This is a genomic window from Microbulbifer mixtoriginis (SeqCode) (assembly GCF_052467515.1).
Genome location: NZ_CP174314.1, coordinates 2,507,003 through 2,526,568 on the forward strand (window position 1 = coordinate 2,507,003; position 19,566 = coordinate 2,526,568).

The following is a 19,566-nucleotide window of genomic DNA, read 5'->3' on the forward strand; positions in this document are numbered from 1 at the left end:
CACAATCACCGGGTTCACACTTCAAGGCAGGGAAAATAATAATGATATTTAGCGATCAACACCGGGAACTGCAGCGCACCGTACAAAACTTTGTACAGCAGGAAATTAATCCCAACGTGGCCGAATGGGAAAAGGCCGGCCGCTTTCCCATCCGCGAAATTTTCCAACAACTGGCCGGTCTGGGCCTACTAGGCATCAGCAAGTCCACAGACTTCGGTGGCCTGGGTCTCGACTTCAGTTATGAAACCGTTTTTCTGGAGGAGCTGGGCGGTGCCCACTGTGGCGGCGTGCCCCTGTCGATTTCGGTACAGACTTCCATGTGTACCCCTGCCCTGGCCAACTTCGGCAGCCAGGACCTCAAAGAGCAGTTCCTGATTCCCGCCGTGAACGGAGAGATGATCGGCGCAATCGCTGTATCCGAACCCGGCGCCGGTTCCGATGTTGCCTCAATTAAAACCACCGCCAAAAGCGATGGCGACGACTATGTGATCAACGGCAGCAAGATGTGGATCACCAACGCCCCCTGCGCAGACTTTTTCTGCACCCTGGTCAATACCAGTGAGGGCAAAGCCCACAGCAACAAATCCCTGATCATTATTCCGGCAAAAACGCCAGGGGTACGCATCGGCGAAAAGCTCGACAAACTGGGCATGCGCTCATCAGAAACCGCCCCTATATTTTTTGACAATGTGCGGGTACCCAAACATTTCCGTATCGGCGATGAAGGTGCCGGTTTCCTGTTGCAAATGCTGCAATTCCAGGAGGAGCGCCTCGCCGGCGCCGCACTCAATTTAAAAGGCCTGGAAAACTGCGTGAGCAGCACCATCGACTATGTGCGCGAACGTCAGGCCTTTAAAGCACCATTGATCGACAATCAAACCATTCACTTTGCCCTCGCGGAAATGCAGACCGAAGTGGAGTGCCTGCGCTCATTAACCTGGCGTGCGGTGGAAGCTTATGTAGCTGGTGAAGATGTCACTACCCTCGCCTCTATGGCCAAGCTCAAGGCTGGCCGCCTGTCCCGCTCTATCCCCGATCAGTGCCTGCAGTTCTGGGGTGGCATGGGCTATATCGAGGAAACCGTTATCAACCGCGCTTACCGGGATAGCCGCCTCACCGCTATCGGCGGCGGCGCGGATGAAGTAATGCTCGGCATTATCTGTAAGCTGATGGGCATACTGCCCGGCAAGCGTAAACCCAACGCATAAGGTCAGGCTATGCAGACAATCATTGATGAAACCATTGGCATCGCCTGCCACCTCACGCTAAACCGGCCACAACAGCGCAACGCCATCAGTTTGCAAATGGTAGATGAGCTGCTGCAAAAGCTCGCAGAAGCGGAAGAAGACCCGCAGGTGCGAGCACTGGTGCTGCGGGGCGCAGAACACAATTTCTGCGCCGGTGGGGATATTGCCGATATGCTCAATGCGCAGCAGGGCGCGAGCGATGGAAATAGTGATGTATTTTTTCACCTAAACCGTCGTTTCGGTGAATTGATGGAACGGTTTAATCGCACCTCTTTAATAGTCATTGCCGTATTGGAAGGTGCCGTAATGGGCGGTGGTTTCGGGCTCGCTTGCAGTGCCGATATTGCCATCGCCGATCGCAGCTGCCGCTTTGCCCTGCCGGAAACCCGCCTGGGTTTACCGCCTGCACAAATTGCTCCCTTTGTCGTAGCACGGGTCGGCCTCTCTCAGGCCCGACGCCTGGCCCTCAGCGGAGCAAAAGTCAACGCACAGCAGGCCTTGGAAATTGGGTTAATCCATGAGTTACTCGATAATTCCGAAGCCCTCGAAGGCGCGCTGCAGGAACACCTGGGCGCAATCAATGCCTGCGCACCCGGCGCCCTGGCAACGACCAAGCAGATCTTGCTGGATGCAGCGCGGGTAAGCGATGAAACTGCACTCGGCCAACTACTCGACGGCGCCGCACAGCAGTTTTCCCGCGCAATTCAAGGCCATGAAGGGCGCGAAGGCGCCCGTGCATTTCTGGAAAAACGATCACCGGAGTGGCAGCACTGATGTCGACAACAGAGACCCTGTTAATCGCCAACCGCGGCGAGATCGCACTGCGAATTATGCGTACTGCCCGAGCGGAAGGCTATCGCACAGTCGCCGTCTACAGCGATGCGGACTGCTATGCACTTCACGCACAGACTGCCGATATCGCCGTACCCATTGGCGGGCAGACTTCGGCGGAGTCCTATCTGGATATCCAAAAAATTCTCGCCGCAGCTAAAAAATCCGGAGCCACTGCCGTCCACCCCGGCTACGGCTTTCTCGCTGAGAATGCGGAATTTGCCAGCGCTTGCGAAGAGAATGGACTGAGTTTTGTTGGCCCGAGTGCCGAAGTCATAGAACTAATGGGCAACAAACGCAAAGCCAAGGAGTTTGTTGCCGCTGCCGGCGTACCCTGTATTCCCGGCTTCCAGGGTGCCCAGGACGACGATACCCTGATCGCCGAGGCGCGGCGCATTGGCTTCCCGTTAATGATAAAAGCCGCCGCAGGTGGTGGTGGGCGCGGCATGCGCCTGGCTCACGGAGACAGCGAACTGGCCTCCCAGCTGCGCGCTGCCCGCAGTGAATCCATGAGTGCATTCGGCAGCGACGAGTTAATTCTGGAAAAGGCACTGGTCAACGCTCGCCATATCGAAATCCAGGTATTTGCGGATCGTCATGGCAACTGTATTCACCTGGGGGAGCGAGATTGCTCCGTACAACGACGCCATCAAAAAGTGGTCGAAGAGTGCCCTTCCCCAGCGGTCGACACCCAGCTGCGGGAAAGAATGGGGCAAGCCGCAGTCGATGCCGCGCGAGCCTGCGGTTATCTAGGCGCGGGCACCGTAGAGTTTCTACTCTGCCCCAACGGCGAATTCTATTTCCTGGAAATGAACACCCGGTTGCAAGTAGAGCACGCGGTAACAGAAATGGTAACCGGTTTTGACCTGGTAGCCTGGCAACTGGCAGTAGCACGCGGCGAAGCTCTATGCGTTTCCCAGCAGCAAGTCACCCAGCAGGGGCACGCCATTGAAGTCCGCCTGTATGCCGAAGACCCGGAACAACAATTCCTACCCCAGGCCGGAAAAGTGCTCCACTGGAAGGCGCCAAAGGGGCAAGGAATCCGTATCGACCACGCCTTGAAAAGTGGCTGCGAAATTACGCCATTTTACGACCCTATGCTCGGCAAATTAATTGCCTGGGGGCAGGATCGAGAAGAAGCTCGGCGCAAGCTAACCCAATCCCTAAGCCAGCTGGAATTTATCGGCCCTAAAAACAATATCCATTTCCTGCAGAAGATCCTGGCCGAATCACAGTTTATCGCTGGCGATGCCGATACCAGTTTTCTCGACCAAAACAGCACGCTGACATCCGTAGAATCGGTTCCAGCAGTAGTTGCAGCCCAAGCCGCATTACTGAATCACTTGCACCAAGCCAACCCTCAGGATCGGCGCAGCGGCCGCAGTGACTGGCGCAGTGGCGACAACAGCGTGCCGACCAACTACCGACTGGAAATTTCAGGACAAACCCTAAACTGTGAGCTGCTGGTGTTAGTAGATCATTCTTACCAAATCTCAGTAGGCGAACAGCAGTTCCTGATTCAGTGGGTCCATTTTAAGAAATCACAAAAAGAAAGTGGACTTTACAGTGCTGAACTCCTGCTGGATGGCGTTAGCCAAAAGAGATTGTTCCAAGCCAACCAAAGCAATCTGCATCTCCTGTTAGACGGTAGGCAATTCCATTTTGTCGATATCACCCACGCCCCGGCCAAATCGAGCTTTAACGAAGGCAGTGGCCGCATCACGGCTCCTATGGACGGTTGCCTGGTGCAGGTATTGGTTGAGCCCAATCAAAGCGTTCAGCGGGGAGACACCATCGCCTTAATGGAAGCCATGAAAATGGAGCACGCCCTGCGCGCAGACCGCGACGGTACCGTAATTAAACTGGGCGCCTGTGAAGGAGACCAGGTGCGCGGTGGCCAGCTGCTGGTGCAGATCGAAGACACACCAACTGAAACCGCCAAAATCCCCAGCGACGCCACTTCCTAAAGGAGATCAGCATGTACGATATTGATGCCTCCCGTATGGCAAGCCCCTTTTATGACGAAGGTCATCAGGAATGGCGCACCCAGTTGCGCCGCTTTGTCGACCGTGAGATTACTCCCTATATCACTCAATGGGACGAAGACGGCCAACTGCCCGCCGAGCTTTGGAAAAAAGCGGCAGAAGTTGGCCTTCTGCAGATGAGTTATCCGGAAAACTACGGCGGCATCGAAACCGATGTCTTCCATATGATTGTTGCCGCAGAGGAGTTAGCCCGCCCCGGCGCCGGTGGACTCTACGCCAGCCTAATGGTCCACGGCATTGCCCTGCCCCCATTACTGCACTATGGCAGCGAGGCCCTAAAAGATCAGGTTATCCCCTCGGTATTACGTGGTGATAAGCATATTTCCCTGGCAATTACCGAACCAGGCGCAGGCTCCGATGTAGCCAATCTCCAGTGCCGCGCAGAGCGTGATGGGGATGACTATATCGTTACCGGCGAAAAGACCTATATCACCGGCGGCATGCGCGCTAACTGGTTTACTGCTGCCGTGCGCACTGGTGAAGAAGGCTTCGGCGGTATCTCCCTGCTCTTAATCCCTGCGGATACCAAAGGGGTTAGCCGGCAGCTGCTCGATAAAAAGCAGGGCTGGTGGTGCTCTGATACGGCCAGTATCTTTTTTGATCAGGTGCGCGTGCCCGCGAGCAATCTAATTGGCGGTGAGAACCAAGGTTTCTTACCCATAGTGCACAACTTCAATCGCGAACGCCTGGGCATTGCCGCTTCCTGTGTAGAATTCAGCCGGGTCTGTTTGCAGGACGCCATTGAGTGGGCCCAAGAGCGCCAAACTTTCGGAAAGCGCCTCGCCAATCATCAGGTGATTCGGCACAAGTTTGCCCAGATGCTTCAACGCATCAATGCCACCCAAGCCTATCTCGACCTTTGTGCCTGGGCAGAGCAACAACATCAGCTCAAGGTAGCCGATATCGCTCTACTCAAAGTCCAAGCCACAGAAACCCTTGAATTCTGCGCCCGGGAAGCGATGCAGGTGTTAGGTGGCGCAGGCTATATGCGTGGCAGTCGGATTGAGCGTATCTATCGTGAAGTGCGGGTGAATGCGATTGGTGGCGGATCTGAAGAAATAATGCGGGATCTGGCTTCCAGGCAGATGGGAATTTAGAGGAGCAGGATAAAAGCCTCTTGCTAAGCCTATTTATAACTCAGTCCCGCATGGGTGTGGGACTGAGTTAGTAAAGATCCTAAATTAACCTTTCTTCTTTTTTTCGATAAAGTCCCTTACCTGTTCACTCAGTACGGCCATAGGGACATTGCCATTTCTCAGAATAATCTCATGGAAGTCCTTAATATCGAAGTCCTCACCCAGTTCATTCTGCATCAGTTCTCGCAAGGCGAAAATCTCGAGGGCACCAGAATCATAAGAGGTAAGCTGGGCGGGCATTACTGCCATTCGGTCCATTAGAGTCCTCGGGCCTTTCGCAAATGAAGCGCCAGAATCCTGCAAAAACTCCGCAACTTTTTCATCACTCCAACCGAGTACATGCATTGCGCTATCCGCTACCATACCTCGGGCAGGCCAAGCACGCCTAAGGATTTTGGTGGACCCGTACTGATACATCCCTGCTTCTTCCGCTAGATGTTCAGAGTACCTGCCCCAACCTTCAGCAAAAGCAGAGTTAGACAAGGCATCTTCTATTTTATGAAACTTTTCCTGCTCTTGAACGAGAGCAATTTGCATATGATGGCCCGGGTATCCTTCATGGATAGTTACCTTCTCTGCAGAAGCGTATGACTCATCCTGATAGGTTGTCGGGTCATATCCAAATCTTGCCTTTCGCTCCTTAGTGCCCGGAATATAGTGTGCACTGCGACCAGAACCCTGCTCATGTTCAGGGATGGCCTTCACTTCCATTTCGATCAAAGGCATTTCATGGAAAAAGTCTACGGTTAAATCTCTAGACTTATCTACCAAGCGCTCAAAAAACTGATGCATTTCATCAGCGCTGTTAAATTTCTGAGTTTTATCTTCACTGGCCCTTGCCACTGCCTCAGAATAGGAATCTACTTGATAGAACGCCTTGCCTAAGCGAACCACTTCGCTCTTGTTTGCGTTGACAGCACTTAAACCCAACTCAAAAACTTCTTCAGGTGTTCTCTGCAATGTCGTATAAGAACGATACTGAGCCATATAACATTTACGGCCATTAGGAATCGCATGGATGCCAAGCTCGGCTCTGGCTTCAGGTAAATAGGTGGATTCTAGAAAATTCTTATAATTCACCATTGAGGGGATAACGTGATCTGAAAGCACCTGTTTAAATGCTGCCTCAAATTCCGGGTCCTTAGCTTTCTTCGCTAAACCCAGGAAAGGATGCTCATCAATGGGTACTTGGGTCAAACCATCAACTTGCTGAATGACTCGCTTAACCACACTCTGAGGTGCGGAGTAGCCTTGCTCCAACCCACGGCGGAGATTGGCTATTTCTTGCTCATAGTAACGAGCAGCGTCAAGCCAACGCTCAATCGCATCAGCCCTGTCTTGGGCAGTTTCAACCGGCTGCACCTCCGTCAAAAAGCCAAGTATGATATGGGGGCCAAACATATGATCAACAGACCAGAGTTCAGTCTTACAGACCCTTAAGCCAACATTCGACTCCAATCGCTCTTTCAGCTTGAAGTAGAACACTTTCTCTTGATCACTTTTTAGCCCATTCAGATCTATTTCAGCCAATTTACTGAGAATTTTGTCCTCAGAGGCCGCTAGAGAGGCAGAGTTCGCGGGGGAGTTACTTAAGAAAAGGTTGTGTTTCTCCAGCTCCATATCGGAGAAGTAAGCATATGGTTGGAAGTTTTCTAAATAAACCTCAGCATATTGATCCGCTAGGTCATGGAGTAGTGCTGAGTCATCTACAGCTTCACTGCCTGCCACATCAGTTTGGTTATCGGCAACAGTGCACCCCATAAGAACCGATGAAACTACCAATGCACCCAAACCCGCTCTCTTTACATTAATCATTCTTATAAGACCGCAACATAAAATTAACTAAAAAGGCTTCTAAAAAGAAAACTTCAATTTTCTGTTTTATAGTAAGCACTGAAATAAAATGAGTTTCAACACCCCAAATGCGAAGTATCGGCGAAGCGAGGGTATTGATAGATAAACCCCAAAGATAAAGTGCATGACTCTTTTAGCTGATAGAGTCAACAGTGGGGAGGAATAGTCACTAGGCTTCGGTTAGACTATTGCTTGTGTCTGAAAATTTAAGATAGAAAATCATCGCAGTAAATGATAAGAAGCATAAGTTAATCTTTAAAAAAATCGAGCATTATCAGATTTCATTAAACCTAAAGAAAATACTGCTATTCTTCACCGGCAATAGGTATGCCCACATAGCCATTAACGGCAGCTTTCCCAAAAGAGCACCCTCAGCACACATATAACCTCTATTCAATTTATAAAAACATACTCCTTCAAACGTGCTGCTTAGCACACTCTATTACTTCCTCAACTCAGATTTGTGGCCTCCATGGCCAGCCCTTACGGGGCTTGCAGAGCCATTCATACTTAGCATTGCGACTGTTTGAAAGGTTTAGACACCCCAGCAAAGCCACGTCTTGATTTAAAGGCTAGAGGTATCATGAAATTATTCAGAGACTCTCTTAGTCTTCAGAAAAATACATCTACTCACTCCCTAACTACCAATTTCTAAACTACCGTACCTATACAAATAAAGTCCACTAGAGTTTACAGCCAGTATCAGCACAGCAGTTAAACCCATTTCTCTCAACTAACATTTCGCAAGAGAAAAAGTAAATATTAACTATAATTAAGTAGTCATCCCCTTTGATCAGCTACCAAGCCTCAAAGTGGAATACAAAATAAAAAAGACTAGTTTTCTTGAGCAAGCACTATGGATATGCAGTTAAGGTTAGACCAAGCCATCGCAAAGGGAAATGAGAAGCTAGTATTTCCTCACCCGGAATCAGATGATCTCCTTATTAAAGTAATCAGTGACCAGTTTAGAAGAACAATGGATTACAAGTTTTCCATTTCCACTCGGTTACGCCGACTTACTTACTATTGGCCATATATAAAGGAGGTTTCCGAGCACATCTATTTGCGCGAAGGTAAGGTAAAAGATACGCACTTTGTACAAGAATTTAAAGGATTTGTGGATACTAACTTAGGGCTGGGGATTACTGTAACAGCCGTTAAAAAACATACTGGAGAGCTGGCTGATACTCTTCATAAACTGATCAGCAGCAAAGAGTTCAACCAAAAGCATATCGACGGCCTTATTGACCTACTAAAATGGTTAGAGCAGACCTTTATTGTCGTTCGTGACTTACGTACGGTTAATATTGTATGGGATGAGATTAATAGCCATTTTGTGGTTATCGACGGCATTGGTAGCCGCAGACTCCCTTCTCTACGAACGATATCCCGCTTATATAACCAGAGGGCTAACCGCAGGTGCACAGCCAAATTACGTAGACTCGTTAACAAAGAACTTAAAAAATCAGGGTATGAGTTGCTCTTTTAGAGATACACCCAACTCCATATGCCCTCTTCTTAGAGATGGCAAAGTTATGTTGGCTACATCAGATATTAATGTAAAGCTTTTAGAAACCACTTCTATTTTGAGCAAAAGGATCATGCAAATTAAGCGATGCTTTAGGTTCTTACTGTTGTATTTTTAGTGACAATTCTTGACAGCTTGGTTAGGCCTCGCTGGATAAACGCTCCCATGACTGATGTAAGCCTAGCAAGTAGGTTACACCTAAAGTAAAACACAATGCTGAACTAACAAGCCAAAAGGTTAATGAGTTATCTGGAAAAGCCGGCATTATAAAGTAAAAACCGAGTGCCCTTACAAGCAACACTAGAGATATAAGTGTCAGCCCTGTGCGTAATAATGGGAGTCTGAGTATATGGCCAGCCCCGGAAAAAGCATACGCAGACCAAACTAGCAAAACACTCACAATAATCCCTGTAACTATTGTAGGATAAGAATCTCCAGCTTCAGCCATTTGAGCCATTGCCTCTCCGGCACCTAAAAATCGATACCATTCCGCACCAAACAGAATACAACCAACATGCAACCCTGTAACGATCAGAGTAAGCATTCCCGCCAATTCCAAATAATTAAGTCTACCAGTCATATTTAATTCCTTAGAAAGAACTAGCCCAGCGCCTGGTAAAGCTAGGGCAACCTCTGGGAGCCCTGTAGGGTCGGAGTATTAAGCATCGAGATGCTAACATTTCTTATTTGAACAAACCATTTCGATAGCCTGCACCGGCGTACCATTGTATTCAGCAGTGAACTCTTTAGTTGTTTCAAATCCAACCTTTTGATAACACTTGATTGCAGGCCAATTAGATTTTGCAACGAACAACTTAGCTTGGCCACTGATCTTTCTTAGCAGAAACTCAAGTATCGACTTCCCTACCCCTTCCCCTCTGGCACTCGGGCATACAAACAGAGCTCGAATTTCTTGCTGGAACATTGCGCCATAGCCAAGAATTGTTTCATCTACGTAGACGTAAATATCTGACTCCCTTAGCGCTGACAGCCTCTTCACATCTTTTTCCAACGGTAGAAACTCAAATTCCACAGCTTCAAATCTAAGCTCATCTAACTTAGAGAGAGTATAGATCTCCAAGATTCTTGGAAAGTCTGTAGCAATGAACGTTCGAATCATCCTGAATACTAAATTTTCTAGTGTCTATCAACATTGATTTTTGAACAATGTTATTTCAACTTAATTTTATACGTTGTAAATTTACTGCCATATATTTCAGACTCATGAATATCCTCAGCGATTTTCTCCAAGAACTTATAAATAGGACGAGTGTGATGGAAGTTGACTAATACCTCATCATGATTAAGCTCCCGCGCCCACCTCATTAGATCTTGAAACACTATTCTACCTACCCCCCAAAACTGGCCATCAATGACAATCGCGATCTCATACTTTCCACATTCTTGTTGAATCCCACACCAACCAGCTAATTCATCATCAACAATAATGGCTCTAACTCTACAACCTGCCTCTTTATCTACCTCTATTTTTGAATGCATCCATTCTGTTACTGTTTTAAGTGTAAATATCTCATGCTCAATCAAATGCTTTCTTGTCTTATGGCCATTTAATATAGGCAGAAATTTGTGCGGATTAACCTCGCTAAATTTTAGATATTCGATATCTTTCATAGTATTTTCAGCTTTATTGTTCGCAATGGTGTATCAACCCCCATTACCAGCACACCCCTTCTGTAGTTTGAAACGTATGGAATTGCTAAGTTTAGCCCTTGAAAGTTTGTATTTTGATCATAATCACTCCCCTACTAGTTTAATCACTCAATACAATTAGATATCGAATTACTGACATATTTCAGAAAAAACTCCGCTGACAAGACTTGCCAAGTCATCAGGAGCCAGCTCTATTTCAAGCCCCCTGCGGCCCGCACTAATATAAATCGTAGCGTTATTTCTAGCCGAAGAATCAATGATGGTTTTAAGTCGCCTTTTTTGACCTAATGGGCTAACACCTCCTAACACATAACCAGTTGATCTTTCTACATCTGATTTTGGAGCCATTGTGGCTTTCTTAGCGCCAGCAGATTTTGCTAAGAGCTTCATACTGAGCATTGATGAAACAGGAATTATCCCAACGGCCAGCTCTTTGTTTTCCAGGCTAACAACTAGTGTTTTGAAGACCCTAGACTCGGGCACCCCTAATTTTTCAGCAGCCTCCAATCCGTATGATTCACTCGATGAATCATGCGTGTATTCATGTACTTTATGAGAAATTTTAGCCTTCTTGGCCATAGAAATTGCTGGTGTCATTTTACACTTGAGCCTCTAATATCCGTAACTGGGCGAATGGCAAGTAGCATTACTATCTCATTGAAAACCAAAGGTCTGCTACAACCTATTAGTATTTATGCCTTGCCATACCTTATCAATTAGCCACCATAACAGATTGCAGCTCTCAAACGAATGTAGCAATCGAAATCTGATAATGTAAATATGAAGAAATCTATAGAACCCTGACCGATGAGTTTAGAGTAGAATTTTTACGGCTGAGAAGGTTTTCATAGATACCAAAGGAACCCCCCGCTAAGTTTCTTTCCTAATCTTTTAGATTCAGCCCTTACATTACCTAAAATTTCATACAGCCCAATGCTGAAAATTCGCATCAGGTATTCCTAGTGCAGCACATAAACGAAATAAAGCTGCGATTACTAATTTTATATTAAGAGGACTGATTGATGCGTGGTATCGCCCAACGTACAACCCCAGCAATCCATAGAAACCCTATAAGGCCTCCTAGATAAACATTCATAGTTCCCCCCGGGGCTATAAAGCCTTTGTGACCGAATACAGTAATGGTCTCAATTGCCTGCTCTACAAAGAAAATGATACTGAGCCATGTAAGCCAACGCGGGATCTCAACATATTTATCAAACCCTACAACAAGGAAAGCTATCGCCATCGCAGTTGTTGACCCATTCACCAAAGGCCCCCAATAAGAAGATATGTCAAAGAGTGTGCGCGCAACTGCAGGCTCTAATCCTTCAGGATGAAGTGCCAATCCTGCCCATAGCCAAGCCTGTACCTGGGCAGTGATGGCAAACCCTAGTACACCTGCCAGAAAGATATACCTACTCGGCTTTGGTAACAGAGCTGAAACCTGCCCACCAAAGATAGCGAGACCAAGAGAAAAGAAAGCGGCTGTCCAAGCATAAAATCGAGCATTCGAACCATTATTATAAAACCAATGGACTATTTGCTCACCACTAGAATCGATAGTTGGATACGAGCTGCCTAATGCGACAAAACCAGCCACATAAAATGCACAAGTAATCAATATATTTATCAGTAAAATCTTTGACGGTTTTATGCTCATATAGGGCAGCCCCTTATGAAACGTGAAACATCACCATTTATAGACCTCTGTATCATAAATGATAACCACCCAGCCTAATAAAGATGTAATGACAGTCGCTTTAGCCGTCTATATTGTACTCCTGCGGCCTCTTAGCCAGATATAGGTTGTACCACTTCGCCTATTAGTAGAATTCATATGGGGCTCAGCTTACAAGAGGCGGCTTAGTCTGGTTTTTTACTCTCCATACCACCCTTTCTAATCGAATTAGGTAAGCGCGTCTGTAGACAGCATAACTACCCCAAGCAGCACCAATTGAAGCGACACAGAAGATAATATAAAAGCTTGATAACGCTTGATATCTTACCAAAAAACTAACGGCAGTAAGCATACATCAAACCGCCACACCAGCCACTTTCATTTTTCCGGTAATCACTGCGTAACCTCTATAAACAGAAGAGTGATATAGCCCGCAATCTACCGAAACAACAATACATAAAATCAACCCCTCAATATCGAAATTAGGATTAGCCAAAACAATGAAGGGGAAAAGACACCCTGAAGCGGATGAAATTTTTTCTCCCATAAAGCCAGCCTCCTCCCAAAAAATACTGTAAAGATGATTGGGATCTCGTTCTGACTCGGTTGATACCTTTACCCACAATGGAATCAAAAAAATGATTCCAACTAGACCTAAGACAAGAAGTCCAAATAAAATCACCCCAAGTAAAATATCATTCATAATCTAATTTGTACTTAAAACCTCAGGCGCCCACAACTAAGAACTAACAACATAGAGTGCGGCTATCGGGTGACGATATTTATTAACTTATCAGCAGGATTCAACATGAAGCCTCCACTCTAGTGAATAACAACTGTCTTCCGAGTGTTCACTAATATAACTGTAACCAGAACCTGGCCCCGATAATCCAACTATAAACTGCTGAAAGCTAGTAAAGGTATCACCACTCCCCTATACTTTTAAAATATTCCTGCCACTCCAATCATATAGTGAGAAGCAACTCTTTTGTTTCACCCCAAATAATCTCAACTGAAACGCCTGCACTAACAAAACCATTACTGCTTTATTTAAACTAATTGACGCCTAAAGATGCCAATTTGCGCTAGCGAACCTCAAATATGTATATTTTTTTAGGCTCGCCGTCTAATGGGATCCACACCTCTTTAACGCCCTTAAAGTCAAAAACCAAATCAGCCTCCTCCAAAACTCTCTGACTGTAGAGGAATCTATCCGAGTAAACGCCTCCACAATTGTAGTAGTTTGGGGGCTCTTTTTTAGGAATATTTACTGTGAATTCGCTGCTTTCCAGCTTACTAACTTCTATTTCATACTCTTTGAGAGCAGTTTCCAAAATATAATTCTTGCCTTCAAAATTTAAGATGCTAGGCAGCGCAAGCTCTTTCTGACCCTGACCCTGACCCTGACCCTGACCCTGACCCTGACCCTGACCCTGAGAAGTACAGCCAAATAAAGCTAACAATATAAGACCGATTAAAATCCGATTCATTTAATCCCCACTTAAACCCCACGCAATGACATTAGTCTAAAAACTAAAAAATAACCCACCTTGTTACAACTTGTTGTTACCACCATCTTTCTTTCGGAGCTCTATTACCTTCTTCAATTTTATTGATATCTCTTCATTTCTCCCTGTGAAATACTCCATCAACTTTAAATTATCTTTTTGCCAATTTTCCATATGCGATCCAGCTGCTTTTGAAATCGCCTCACTTATACCGTCCAAATTTTTAAACACAGGCCGTCGATGAATTTCTCTTAACTCCACCAACTCTTCAATAGTGAGCAATGAAACAACATTATCAACTAATATTTTTTCAAAATCCTTGGAATCAAACTTTAATACTTTTGAAACAATCACATCCATGTACAGCTGCTCTTGCAAAGCAATAATTTCCGGCGGTGCTTCACTGGACTCACAGAATGGCTCATTTAACCCTATAAAGGCCTCTCTTTGCTAATCAAAGCGTTCTTTGAGAGTAGCAAATTCTTTCTTGGTAGCTTCATTAATAAATATTTTACGAGCCAAATCCTCACTTGTTTGAGAAAAGACAATCCCCGGTACAAGCAAGCAGATTGACAATAAACCTTTAATAACTCTATTCATTTAACTATTATCCCAGAATCTTCTTTGTATGTCTTACAGCGATTAAACCCAAACAATATACTCAATGCAGGCACCTTTATATCATTCTTCTCTACACATCTATTCGGTTGAAACATCAGAAAATAAGAGCTTCAGCAAATGAAAGCTATTAACGATAGAGTCACCAAGCAGGCAGATAACACGGGTTCTATAAATATCCGCTTTCTTTACTTCAGATAAAGCTGCCAACTTCATTAAAAATCAATGAGTTAGCCCACTTCCAAGTGCTGCAAGCAGACGAAGCTGGTTTTGGCTTTAGATACCTTGAGCGGGATTAGGCTAAAAAGCAGGCTAGATGTCAACTTATAAACATATCTAAGCTGGCGTTTACAATTGATAGCAGGTGAGTTAACTGGGGTATATTTTCACAAATATGAGATTTAATAAAAAATTAATTCAAGTGGCGATTTAGACTGGCTTTAGAGGAAAGGCTTCACCTAATCTCAACGAGCAGATTTCTGCTCGCTGAGTACTTTTTCACTTGTCAGTTTTTAAGTTCAAAAAGTACGACCCAAAATACGCTTAGCTGCATCTAGGGCGAAATCTTTATAATCCGCTTCCACCTGCGCCATCTCCAACTCATACTGGAATTGTTCTTTGCGCGGGAGTGCTTTCCATTCTTTTAGAATTGGAATATGGCTGGTTTTTTCTGCGATGGTGTAGAAAGCAACAAACTCTTCTCGCACACTATCTTCCACCTGAAGCGCATCCAGAAGTACGCGGATGCGAATGGAAGCTTCAGTAAGCCCTACTCCATCATCCAGTAGGGAACGCGCAATAATCTGAATGCTATCGTTCACTCTTTGGCGCTGCTCTTGTGCGGCCTGCTCCAATTCAGCCAGTTGTTCGGCTTGTTTTTTTTGAGCGACAGCAAGCTTGCGCAAGTAGTAACCGGCAAGAGTAGCGAGGAAGAAAATTATTAATGCTGCAATAACTAACACAAAAACTGGAAAAACAGTCATTCAAATAACACCTTAAAGATCGTCAATACAAAACTAGCAGTAATGATAGAAAGCAATGTACTTAGCCCAATTATATTTGCTGCCATACGGCTGTTTCCACCCATACCTTCTGCAGTCACAAAGCAAACGGAAGAACTGGGAACTGCAGCCATTAATACCAATACACCCAATTCTTGTTGCTCAAGACGAAACAGCCAACCTAGTATTAGCATCGCCATAGGCACCAGTAATAACTTGATCGCTGACGCTCCAAATGTTGCTAATGAACTATCACGAAGCAATTTAAAATCAAAACTAGCGCCAATACACAGCAAAGCCAGTGGTAACGTAATTGATCCCACCTCAGTTCCCGCTTGCAAGAGGACTTGAGGAAGTTGTACATTTAATTCTCGCAACAAAAGTGCTAACAAAACTGAAAAAATCAGGGGGTTTTTTCCAATCTCTTTGAGTAACACTTTCCAGCTGAACTTTCTATCTTCACTATAATAAGCAAGCAGAACTACTGCAGCTGCATTGTAAACAATACTGACAAAAGCAACTAAGAGTTCTCCTTGGGCCAGGCCACTCAAGCCATAAGCACTTTCCACCCACGCTAACCCAACAATTGCCATATTGCCTCGAAAGGCGGCATGAATAAACGTGCTTCGATCACTGTGCCTTACATGAAATGCAAGAAAAAAGGCCATTGGGATTGTTATAAAAGTACCGAGAACTCCTGCAATTAAAAATAAAAACTCTTCCTTCGGACCAGCATCTGACATGTAAATATTAAAAAATAACAGGGCTGGCAATGTTATGTTAAAGACAAACCTGGATAATTTATCAACAAATTGTTTTTCTAGCACTCTAAAACGAGCAAAAAAATATCCTGCAGTCATGGTAAGGAAAATTGGACTAATTACTGAAAACGAAAATGCCAGCTCCTCCATATTAGTCCTCTCTATTCACAAACCACCCATCACAACAACCTTTATCTTACACTTTGATATATTTAGACTTAGTCCTTCGAACTCACAAATACACCTTAAGCAATGCCAGCCCGATGCTGGCAGTAACAACAGAGAGCAATGTGCTAAGTCCTACAATATTGGCGGTAAGCTGGCTATTCCCACCCATCGTATGCGCCATAATAAAGGCTGAGATCGCACAGGGAGCACCCGTCATCAGGATCAGGTATCCCAAGTACTCAGGGCTCATGCCCAATGCCAAACCAATCAGCAGGCAAACAATCGGAGCAACAACCAGTTTAAGTAATGAGGCCGCCAGCGCCGTAGGAGAACTGCGCATCAGTGTTCGCATTTTCATGCTGGCACCAATACAGATAAGTCCCAGTGGCAGGCCTACAGATGCAAGATACTGAATGGTATCGTGCAGCACTTCCGGCAGCCTTACAGCCAACAAACGGCACACAATGGCTGCGATGACACCGAGGATAAGAGGGTTCTTGACCAGCTCCCACAGCATCACCCGCCAGCCAAATTTTCTGTCCTTATTGTAAAGCACGAAAAGAGCGACGGCGATAACATTAAACTGAATCGTAAGTGCCGCCACCAACCCTGCAGAGTTGGAAACACCTTCGCTTCCGTAGGCTTTTTCAATCCAGGCAAGGCCGACAATTGCCACATTTCCACGAAAAGCCCCCTGGATAAAAGCACTGCGATCCATTGGCGCTACCGGCCGCGCCAGCAACCAAGCCAAAGGGAGCATTACAAAAGTGCCGAGAACCCCTGCTGTCAGTAGGTCTATTTCTTGAGCGGGGTTAGTATCCGAGGAATAGATATTAATAAAAAGCAGTGCCGGCAAAGCTACGTGGAAAACAAGCCTTGAAGCATCATCAATAAAGCTGTCCCGAACTATCCCTTTATACTTGAGCAGGTATCCGCCAATAATCATCAGGAAAATCGGCCCTGTGACTGATAGCGCGAATACAAGATTTTCCATAAAAAGTTATTCTTCCGCAGCAGTTTCCTCAGCCTGTGGCAATCCCTTTACCTCAGGCTGATCCGCTCGTTCCCTTAAGTCCGCAGAGATCTGTTTACGGGTTTTAGCACCCAGCTTACGCAAGCTGTCGATACGCTTCACCGCATTACCACGCCCTGTCGCCAGTCGCTTGTAGGTCTGCTGGTAGGCGTCATCCGCTTGGCGCAGGCGGTCACCAAGAACATCCAGTGACTCCAGCACCATAGCAAACTGGTCGTGCAGCTTGCCGGCTTCGTCGGCGATTTTTTCCGCGTTCTTGTTTTGTTTCTCGTAGCGCCAGATATTCTCGACGGTGCGCAGAGTCGCCATCAGGCTGGTGGGGCTCACCAGGACAATTTGCTTCTCATAAGCGAAACGGAACAGGTCCGGGTCCGCCTGCATAGCCAACATATACGCAGCTTCAATGGGCACGAAAATAAAGACGAAATCCAGGGTGCGCACACCCTCCAGCTGCTCGTAGGCTTTCTTGTTAAGGCCGGTGATATGGGCGCGCAGGGAATTCACATGCTGTTTCAGGGCCTGAGTGCGCTCCTCATCGGTTTCCGCCGAGCTATAGCGCTCGTAATCCACCAGGGAGACCTTGGAATCGATAATCAGGTCTTTATTTTCCGGCAGGCGCACAATCACATCTGGCTGGCGCCTGCGGCCATCACTCGTCAGGGTTACTTGCGTTTCGTATTCGCGACCCTTCTGCAAGCCGGACTCTTCCAACAAACGCTCAAGCACCACTTCCCCCCAGTTACCCTGGATCTTGCGGTCTCCTTTCAAGGCCGAAGTCAGGTTCAGGGCCTCATCGCTGATGCGTTGAGTTTGCTCGCGCAGGGCTTTGATCTGCCCCAGCAGGCTGTTGCGCTCGGCATTTTCGCGATCGTAGACATGCTCCACCCGCTTACGGAAATCCCCCAGCTGGCGCTCCAGAGGATCGAGACTTTTGCGAAGGCTGTCTTCACTGCGGCGCACGAAGCTCTGCTGCTTCTCCTCGAAAATCCGGTTGGCCAGATTCTCGAACTGTTCCCCCATAGCAACGCGCATCTGCTCCATCAGCTTGCGCTGCTCTGCCAGGGCCTGCTCTCCTTTTTCTACCAGTACCTGGCTGCGGGTGAGCTGTTGTAACTTAGCCGCCAGCTCACCGCGCAAAGTATCCACCTCTTCACCCAGCTGGGTTTCCCGCTCACGGCTGGTATCCAGGCGTGCCTGTATGACTTGCTGCGCCGCTAAGGTTTCTCTCTGAGCTGCTACCGCCTCCTGCTGCGCTGCTTGCACTTGCAGGATTCGTCTGCGCCCAGCAGAACGGCCCACCCAGAAGGTGAGTCCCAGCAAAATCAACAAGGCGACAGCCGCCAATAGCACGTGATCGGCGTTTAATTGCAGCGGGAACGCTGGCATATAGAGGTACTCCCAGACCCGGAATAGAAGTGTGAAGCAGGCTTCTGCTCAGACCAAGCGCCCGCAATCGACATACCCACTACTAGCCGTGGGCGAGGCGGCCATTCTAACAGCTTGGCCAGGGAAAGTACTCTTAACCCCAATGAAGCCTACCGAGGATGCGTGGCGCAGCAGTAACTTACAAAGGGTTTTAGGGTATTCTTGGAGGATTGGTTTCGATGTTGGTACTCCAGAACGCATGCACAAACACAGCGCCCACCCAGATAGCCCAGCCCCCAGCGCCCTGATCTTTGATTCCGGCGTGGGCGCCGTCAGCATTGCGCGGGAAATCCGCCGCCTGATGCCGGGCCTGACCTTGCACCTGGGTGTGGACAACGGCTTTTACCCCTACGGCAACAAAAGCGAAGAGGAATTGCGCCCCCGGATCGTCCAGCAGGCCCAGGCCATGATGGAACACTGCGGTGCCGATATTTTAGTAGTGGGCTGCAATACCGCCAGCACCCTGGCCTTGCCCCAGCTGCGCGAATCCCTGAAGAAACCCGTAGTGGGCGTTGTGCCCGCGGTGAAACCCGCCGCTGCCGCCAGCCGTTCCCGCACTATTGCCCTGATTGCCACCGAGGGCACCGTCAATCGCCGCTACACCCGCGAGCTTATTGAGCAATTTGCCAACGGCAACCGGGTAATTAATGTGCCCGCACCGGAGTTGGTGCATCTGGCGGAAAGCAAACTGCGCGGCGAAGCCATCACCGCAGAGGATTTGGAGCCGGTCTTGCACCGCGTATTCCACACCGCCGGCGGCGATCAAGTGGATATTGCCGTATTGGCCTGCACTCACTTTCCCCTGCTGCGAGAAGAACTGGACCAGTTCGCCCCACGCTCAATCCAATGGCTGGATTCCGGCGAAGCCATCGCCCGGCGCGTACGCTGGTGGTTGGAAGAACTTGAGTTGATGCTGCCGGATGCTCCAAACACTGGCCGCCTGATCACCAGCACGGTTGACCTAACCGGCAATATAGAACGGGCCTTCAGCGAGTTCGCCCCGGTTGCCGAACCCCTCGCACCTAGCCCCTAACAACAAGCCATTAAAAGATGAGAACCGCG

The 19,566-nt window shown here is 47.4% G+C and carries 20 protein-coding genes; 6 read left to right on the top strand and 14 right to left on the bottom strand.

The genetic code is table 11. The annotated features are described in order from the left end of the window. Positions 1–41 precede the first annotated feature (41 nt). The 4 genes from ACJJIT_RS10610 to ACJJIT_RS10625 are packed head-to-tail and all read left to right on the top strand — an operon-like array spanning position 42 to position 5,220. A complete protein-coding gene (locus ACJJIT_RS10610) occupies positions 42–1,208 on the top strand; it encodes an acyl-CoA dehydrogenase family protein (protein ID WP_252085687.1) in 1,167 nt (388 codons plus the stop codon). A gap of 9 nt (positions 1,209–1,217) precedes the next feature. Next, positions 1,218–2,021 carry an enoyl-CoA hydratase/isomerase family protein gene (locus ACJJIT_RS10615; protein ID WP_252085686.1) on the top strand — a complete coding sequence of 268 codons (804 nt, stop codon included), beginning with the start codon at positions 1,218–1,220 and terminating at the stop codon, positions 2,019–2,021. After that, complete coding sequence (locus tag ACJJIT_RS10620) at positions 2,021–4,045, top strand: acetyl/propionyl/methylcrotonyl-CoA carboxylase subunit alpha (protein ID WP_252085685.1); 2,025 nt, start codon at positions 2,021–2,023, stop codon at positions 4,043–4,045. The genes ACJJIT_RS10615 and ACJJIT_RS10620 overlap by 1 nt, the downstream gene beginning before the upstream one ends. 11 nt (positions 4,046–4,056) lie before the next feature. Next, the gene (locus ACJJIT_RS10625) at positions 4,057–5,220 is read left to right on the top strand and encodes an acyl-CoA dehydrogenase family protein (protein WP_252085684.1); all 1,164 of its coding nucleotides are present in this window, start codon (positions 4,057–4,059) and stop codon (positions 5,218–5,220) included. Between the two features lie 84 nt (positions 5,221–5,304). Here the strand turns inward: ACJJIT_RS10625 and ACJJIT_RS10630 are convergent, their stop codons facing one another. Next, positions 5,305–7,050 (bottom strand): DUF885 domain-containing protein, encoded by a 1,746-nt coding sequence (locus ACJJIT_RS10630; RefSeq protein WP_444898340.1) that lies wholly within the window; start codon positions 7,048–7,050, stop codon positions 5,305–5,307. 919 nt (positions 7,051–7,969) lie between these two features. Here ACJJIT_RS10630 and ACJJIT_RS10635 point away from each other — a divergent pair. Next, a complete protein-coding gene (locus ACJJIT_RS10635) occupies positions 7,970–8,602 on the top strand; it encodes a YrbL family protein (RefSeq protein WP_444898341.1) in 633 nt (210 codons plus the stop codon). Between the two features lie 178 nt (positions 8,603–8,780). Here ACJJIT_RS10635 and ACJJIT_RS10640 read toward each other — a convergent pair whose 3' ends face one another. The 13 genes from ACJJIT_RS10640 to ACJJIT_RS10700 form a co-directional block, all read right to left on the bottom strand. Then, positions 8,781–9,221 (bottom strand): hypothetical protein, encoded by a 441-nt coding sequence (locus tag ACJJIT_RS10640; RefSeq protein ID WP_444898342.1) that lies wholly within the window; start codon positions 9,219–9,221, stop codon positions 8,781–8,783. 93 nt (positions 9,222–9,314) lie between these two features. Further along, entirely contained in the window at positions 9,315–9,761 is a 447-nt protein-coding gene (locus tag ACJJIT_RS10645) for a GNAT family N-acetyltransferase (protein WP_444898343.1), read from the bottom strand. A gap of 50 nt (positions 9,762–9,811) precedes the next feature. After that, on the bottom strand, positions 9,812–10,273 hold the full coding sequence (locus ACJJIT_RS10650) for an N-acetyltransferase (protein ID WP_444898344.1): 462 nt from the start codon (positions 10,271–10,273) through the stop codon (positions 9,812–9,814). Between the two features lie 168 nt (positions 10,274–10,441). Beyond that, complete coding sequence (gene ybaK / locus ACJJIT_RS10655; RefSeq protein WP_444885158.1) at positions 10,442–10,909, bottom strand: Cys-tRNA(Pro) deacylase; 468 nt, start codon at positions 10,907–10,909, stop codon at positions 10,442–10,444. Positions 10,910–11,318: 409 nt separating this feature from the next. Further along, on the bottom strand, positions 11,319–11,972 hold the full coding sequence (locus ACJJIT_RS10660) for a hypothetical protein (protein ID WP_444898345.1): 654 nt from the start codon (positions 11,970–11,972) through the stop codon (positions 11,319–11,321). A 373-nt stretch (positions 11,973–12,345) separates the two neighbouring features. Further along, on the bottom strand, positions 12,346–12,693 hold the full coding sequence (locus ACJJIT_RS10665) for a hypothetical protein (protein ID WP_444898346.1): 348 nt from the start codon (positions 12,691–12,693) through the stop codon (positions 12,346–12,348). Between the two features lie 382 nt (positions 12,694–13,075). Beyond that, positions 13,076–13,480, bottom strand: a complete 405-nt coding sequence (locus ACJJIT_RS10670) for a hypothetical protein (protein ID WP_444898347.1) — start codon at positions 13,478–13,480, stop codon at positions 13,076–13,078. Between the two features lie 63 nt (positions 13,481–13,543). After that, on the bottom strand, positions 13,544–13,876 hold the full coding sequence (locus ACJJIT_RS10675) for a hypothetical protein (protein ID WP_444898348.1): 333 nt from the start codon (positions 13,874–13,876) through the stop codon (positions 13,544–13,546). A gap of 72 nt (positions 13,877–13,948) precedes the next feature. Beyond that, positions 13,949–14,098 (bottom strand): hypothetical protein, encoded by a 150-nt coding sequence (locus ACJJIT_RS10680; RefSeq protein WP_444898349.1) that lies wholly within the window; start codon positions 14,096–14,098, stop codon positions 13,949–13,951. A 536-nt stretch (positions 14,099–14,634) separates the two neighbouring features. Next, a complete protein-coding gene (locus tag ACJJIT_RS10685) occupies positions 14,635–15,099 on the bottom strand; it encodes a DUF2489 domain-containing protein (protein ID WP_444890497.1) in 465 nt (154 codons plus the stop codon). After that, positions 15,096–16,028 (bottom strand): AEC family transporter, encoded by a 933-nt coding sequence (locus tag ACJJIT_RS10690; RefSeq protein ID WP_444898350.1) that lies wholly within the window; start codon positions 16,026–16,028, stop codon positions 15,096–15,098. Before ACJJIT_RS10690 ends, ACJJIT_RS10685 begins: the two co-directional genes overlap by 4 nt. Positions 16,029–16,110: 82 nt before the next feature. Continuing rightward, positions 16,111–17,040 carry an AEC family transporter gene (locus tag ACJJIT_RS10695; protein ID WP_444898351.1) on the bottom strand — a complete coding sequence of 310 codons (930 nt, stop codon included), beginning with the start codon at positions 17,038–17,040 and terminating at the stop codon, positions 16,111–16,113. Positions 17,041–17,046: 6 nt separating this feature from the next. Continuing rightward, positions 17,047–18,465 carry a DNA recombination protein RmuC gene (locus tag ACJJIT_RS10700; RefSeq protein ID WP_444898352.1) on the bottom strand — a complete coding sequence of 473 codons (1,419 nt, stop codon included), beginning with the start codon at positions 18,463–18,465 and terminating at the stop codon, positions 17,047–17,049. A 31-nt stretch (positions 18,466–18,496) separates the two neighbouring features. On the opposite strand from ACJJIT_RS10700, the gene murI reads away from it, so the two are divergent. Continuing rightward, entirely contained in the window at positions 18,497–19,537 is a 1,041-nt protein-coding gene (gene murI, locus ACJJIT_RS10705) for a glutamate racemase (protein ID WP_444898353.1), read from the top strand. Positions 19,538–19,566 lie beyond the last annotated feature (29 nt).

Excerpts from the sequence above, each read along its gene's own strand:
- ACJJIT_RS10695 (WP_444898351.1), bottom strand. The coding sequence starts at position 17,040 with ATGGAAAATCTTGTATTCGCGCTATCAGTCACAGGGCCGATTTTCCTG.
- ACJJIT_RS10665 (WP_444898346.1), bottom strand. The coding sequence starts at position 12,693 with ATGAATGATATTTTACTTGGGGTGATTTTATTTGGACTTCTTGTCTTA.
- ACJJIT_RS10615 (WP_252085686.1), top strand. The coding sequence starts at position 1,218 with ATGCAGACAATCATTGATGAAACCATTGGCATCGCCTGCCACCTCACG.
- ACJJIT_RS10660 (WP_444898345.1), bottom strand. The coding sequence starts at position 11,972 with ATGAGCATAAAACCGTCAAAGATTTTACTGATAAATATATTGATTACT.
- ACJJIT_RS10635 (WP_444898341.1), top strand. The coding sequence starts at position 7,970 with ATGGATATGCAGTTAAGGTTAGACCAAGCCATCGCAAAGGGAAATGAG.
- ACJJIT_RS10610 (WP_252085687.1), top strand. The coding sequence starts at position 42 with ATGATATTTAGCGATCAACACCGGGAACTGCAGCGCACCGTACAAAAC.
- ACJJIT_RS10685 (WP_444890497.1), bottom strand. The coding sequence starts at position 15,099 with ATGACTGTTTTTCCAGTTTTTGTGTTAGTTATTGCAGCATTAATAATT.
- ACJJIT_RS10620 (WP_252085685.1), top strand. The coding sequence starts at position 2,021 with ATGTCGACAACAGAGACCCTGTTAATCGCCAACCGCGGCGAGATCGCA.
- ACJJIT_RS10640 (WP_444898342.1), bottom strand. The coding sequence starts at position 9,221 with ATGACTGGTAGACTTAATTATTTGGAATTGGCGGGAATGCTTACTCTG.
- ACJJIT_RS10645 (WP_444898343.1), bottom strand. The coding sequence starts at position 9,761 with ATGATTCGAACGTTCATTGCTACAGACTTTCCAAGAATCTTGGAGATC.
- ACJJIT_RS10700 (WP_444898352.1), bottom strand. The coding sequence starts at position 18,465 with ATGCCAGCGTTCCCGCTGCAATTAAACGCCGATCACGTGCTATTGGCG.
- ACJJIT_RS10680 (WP_444898349.1), bottom strand. The coding sequence starts at position 14,098 with ATGAATAGAGTTATTAAAGGTTTATTGTCAATCTGCTTGCTTGTACCG.
- ACJJIT_RS10690 (WP_444898350.1), bottom strand. The coding sequence starts at position 16,028 with ATGGAGGAGCTGGCATTTTCGTTTTCAGTAATTAGTCCAATTTTCCTT.
- ACJJIT_RS10670 (WP_444898347.1), bottom strand. The coding sequence starts at position 13,480 with ATGAATCGGATTTTAATCGGTCTTATATTGTTAGCTTTATTTGGCTGT.
- ACJJIT_RS10650 (WP_444898344.1), bottom strand. The coding sequence starts at position 10,273 with ATGAAAGATATCGAATATCTAAAATTTAGCGAGGTTAATCCGCACAAA.
- ybaK (WP_444885158.1), bottom strand. The coding sequence starts at position 10,909 with ATGACACCAGCAATTTCTATGGCCAAGAAGGCTAAAATTTCTCATAAA.
- ACJJIT_RS10625 (WP_252085684.1), top strand. The coding sequence starts at position 4,057 with ATGTACGATATTGATGCCTCCCGTATGGCAAGCCCCTTTTATGACGAA.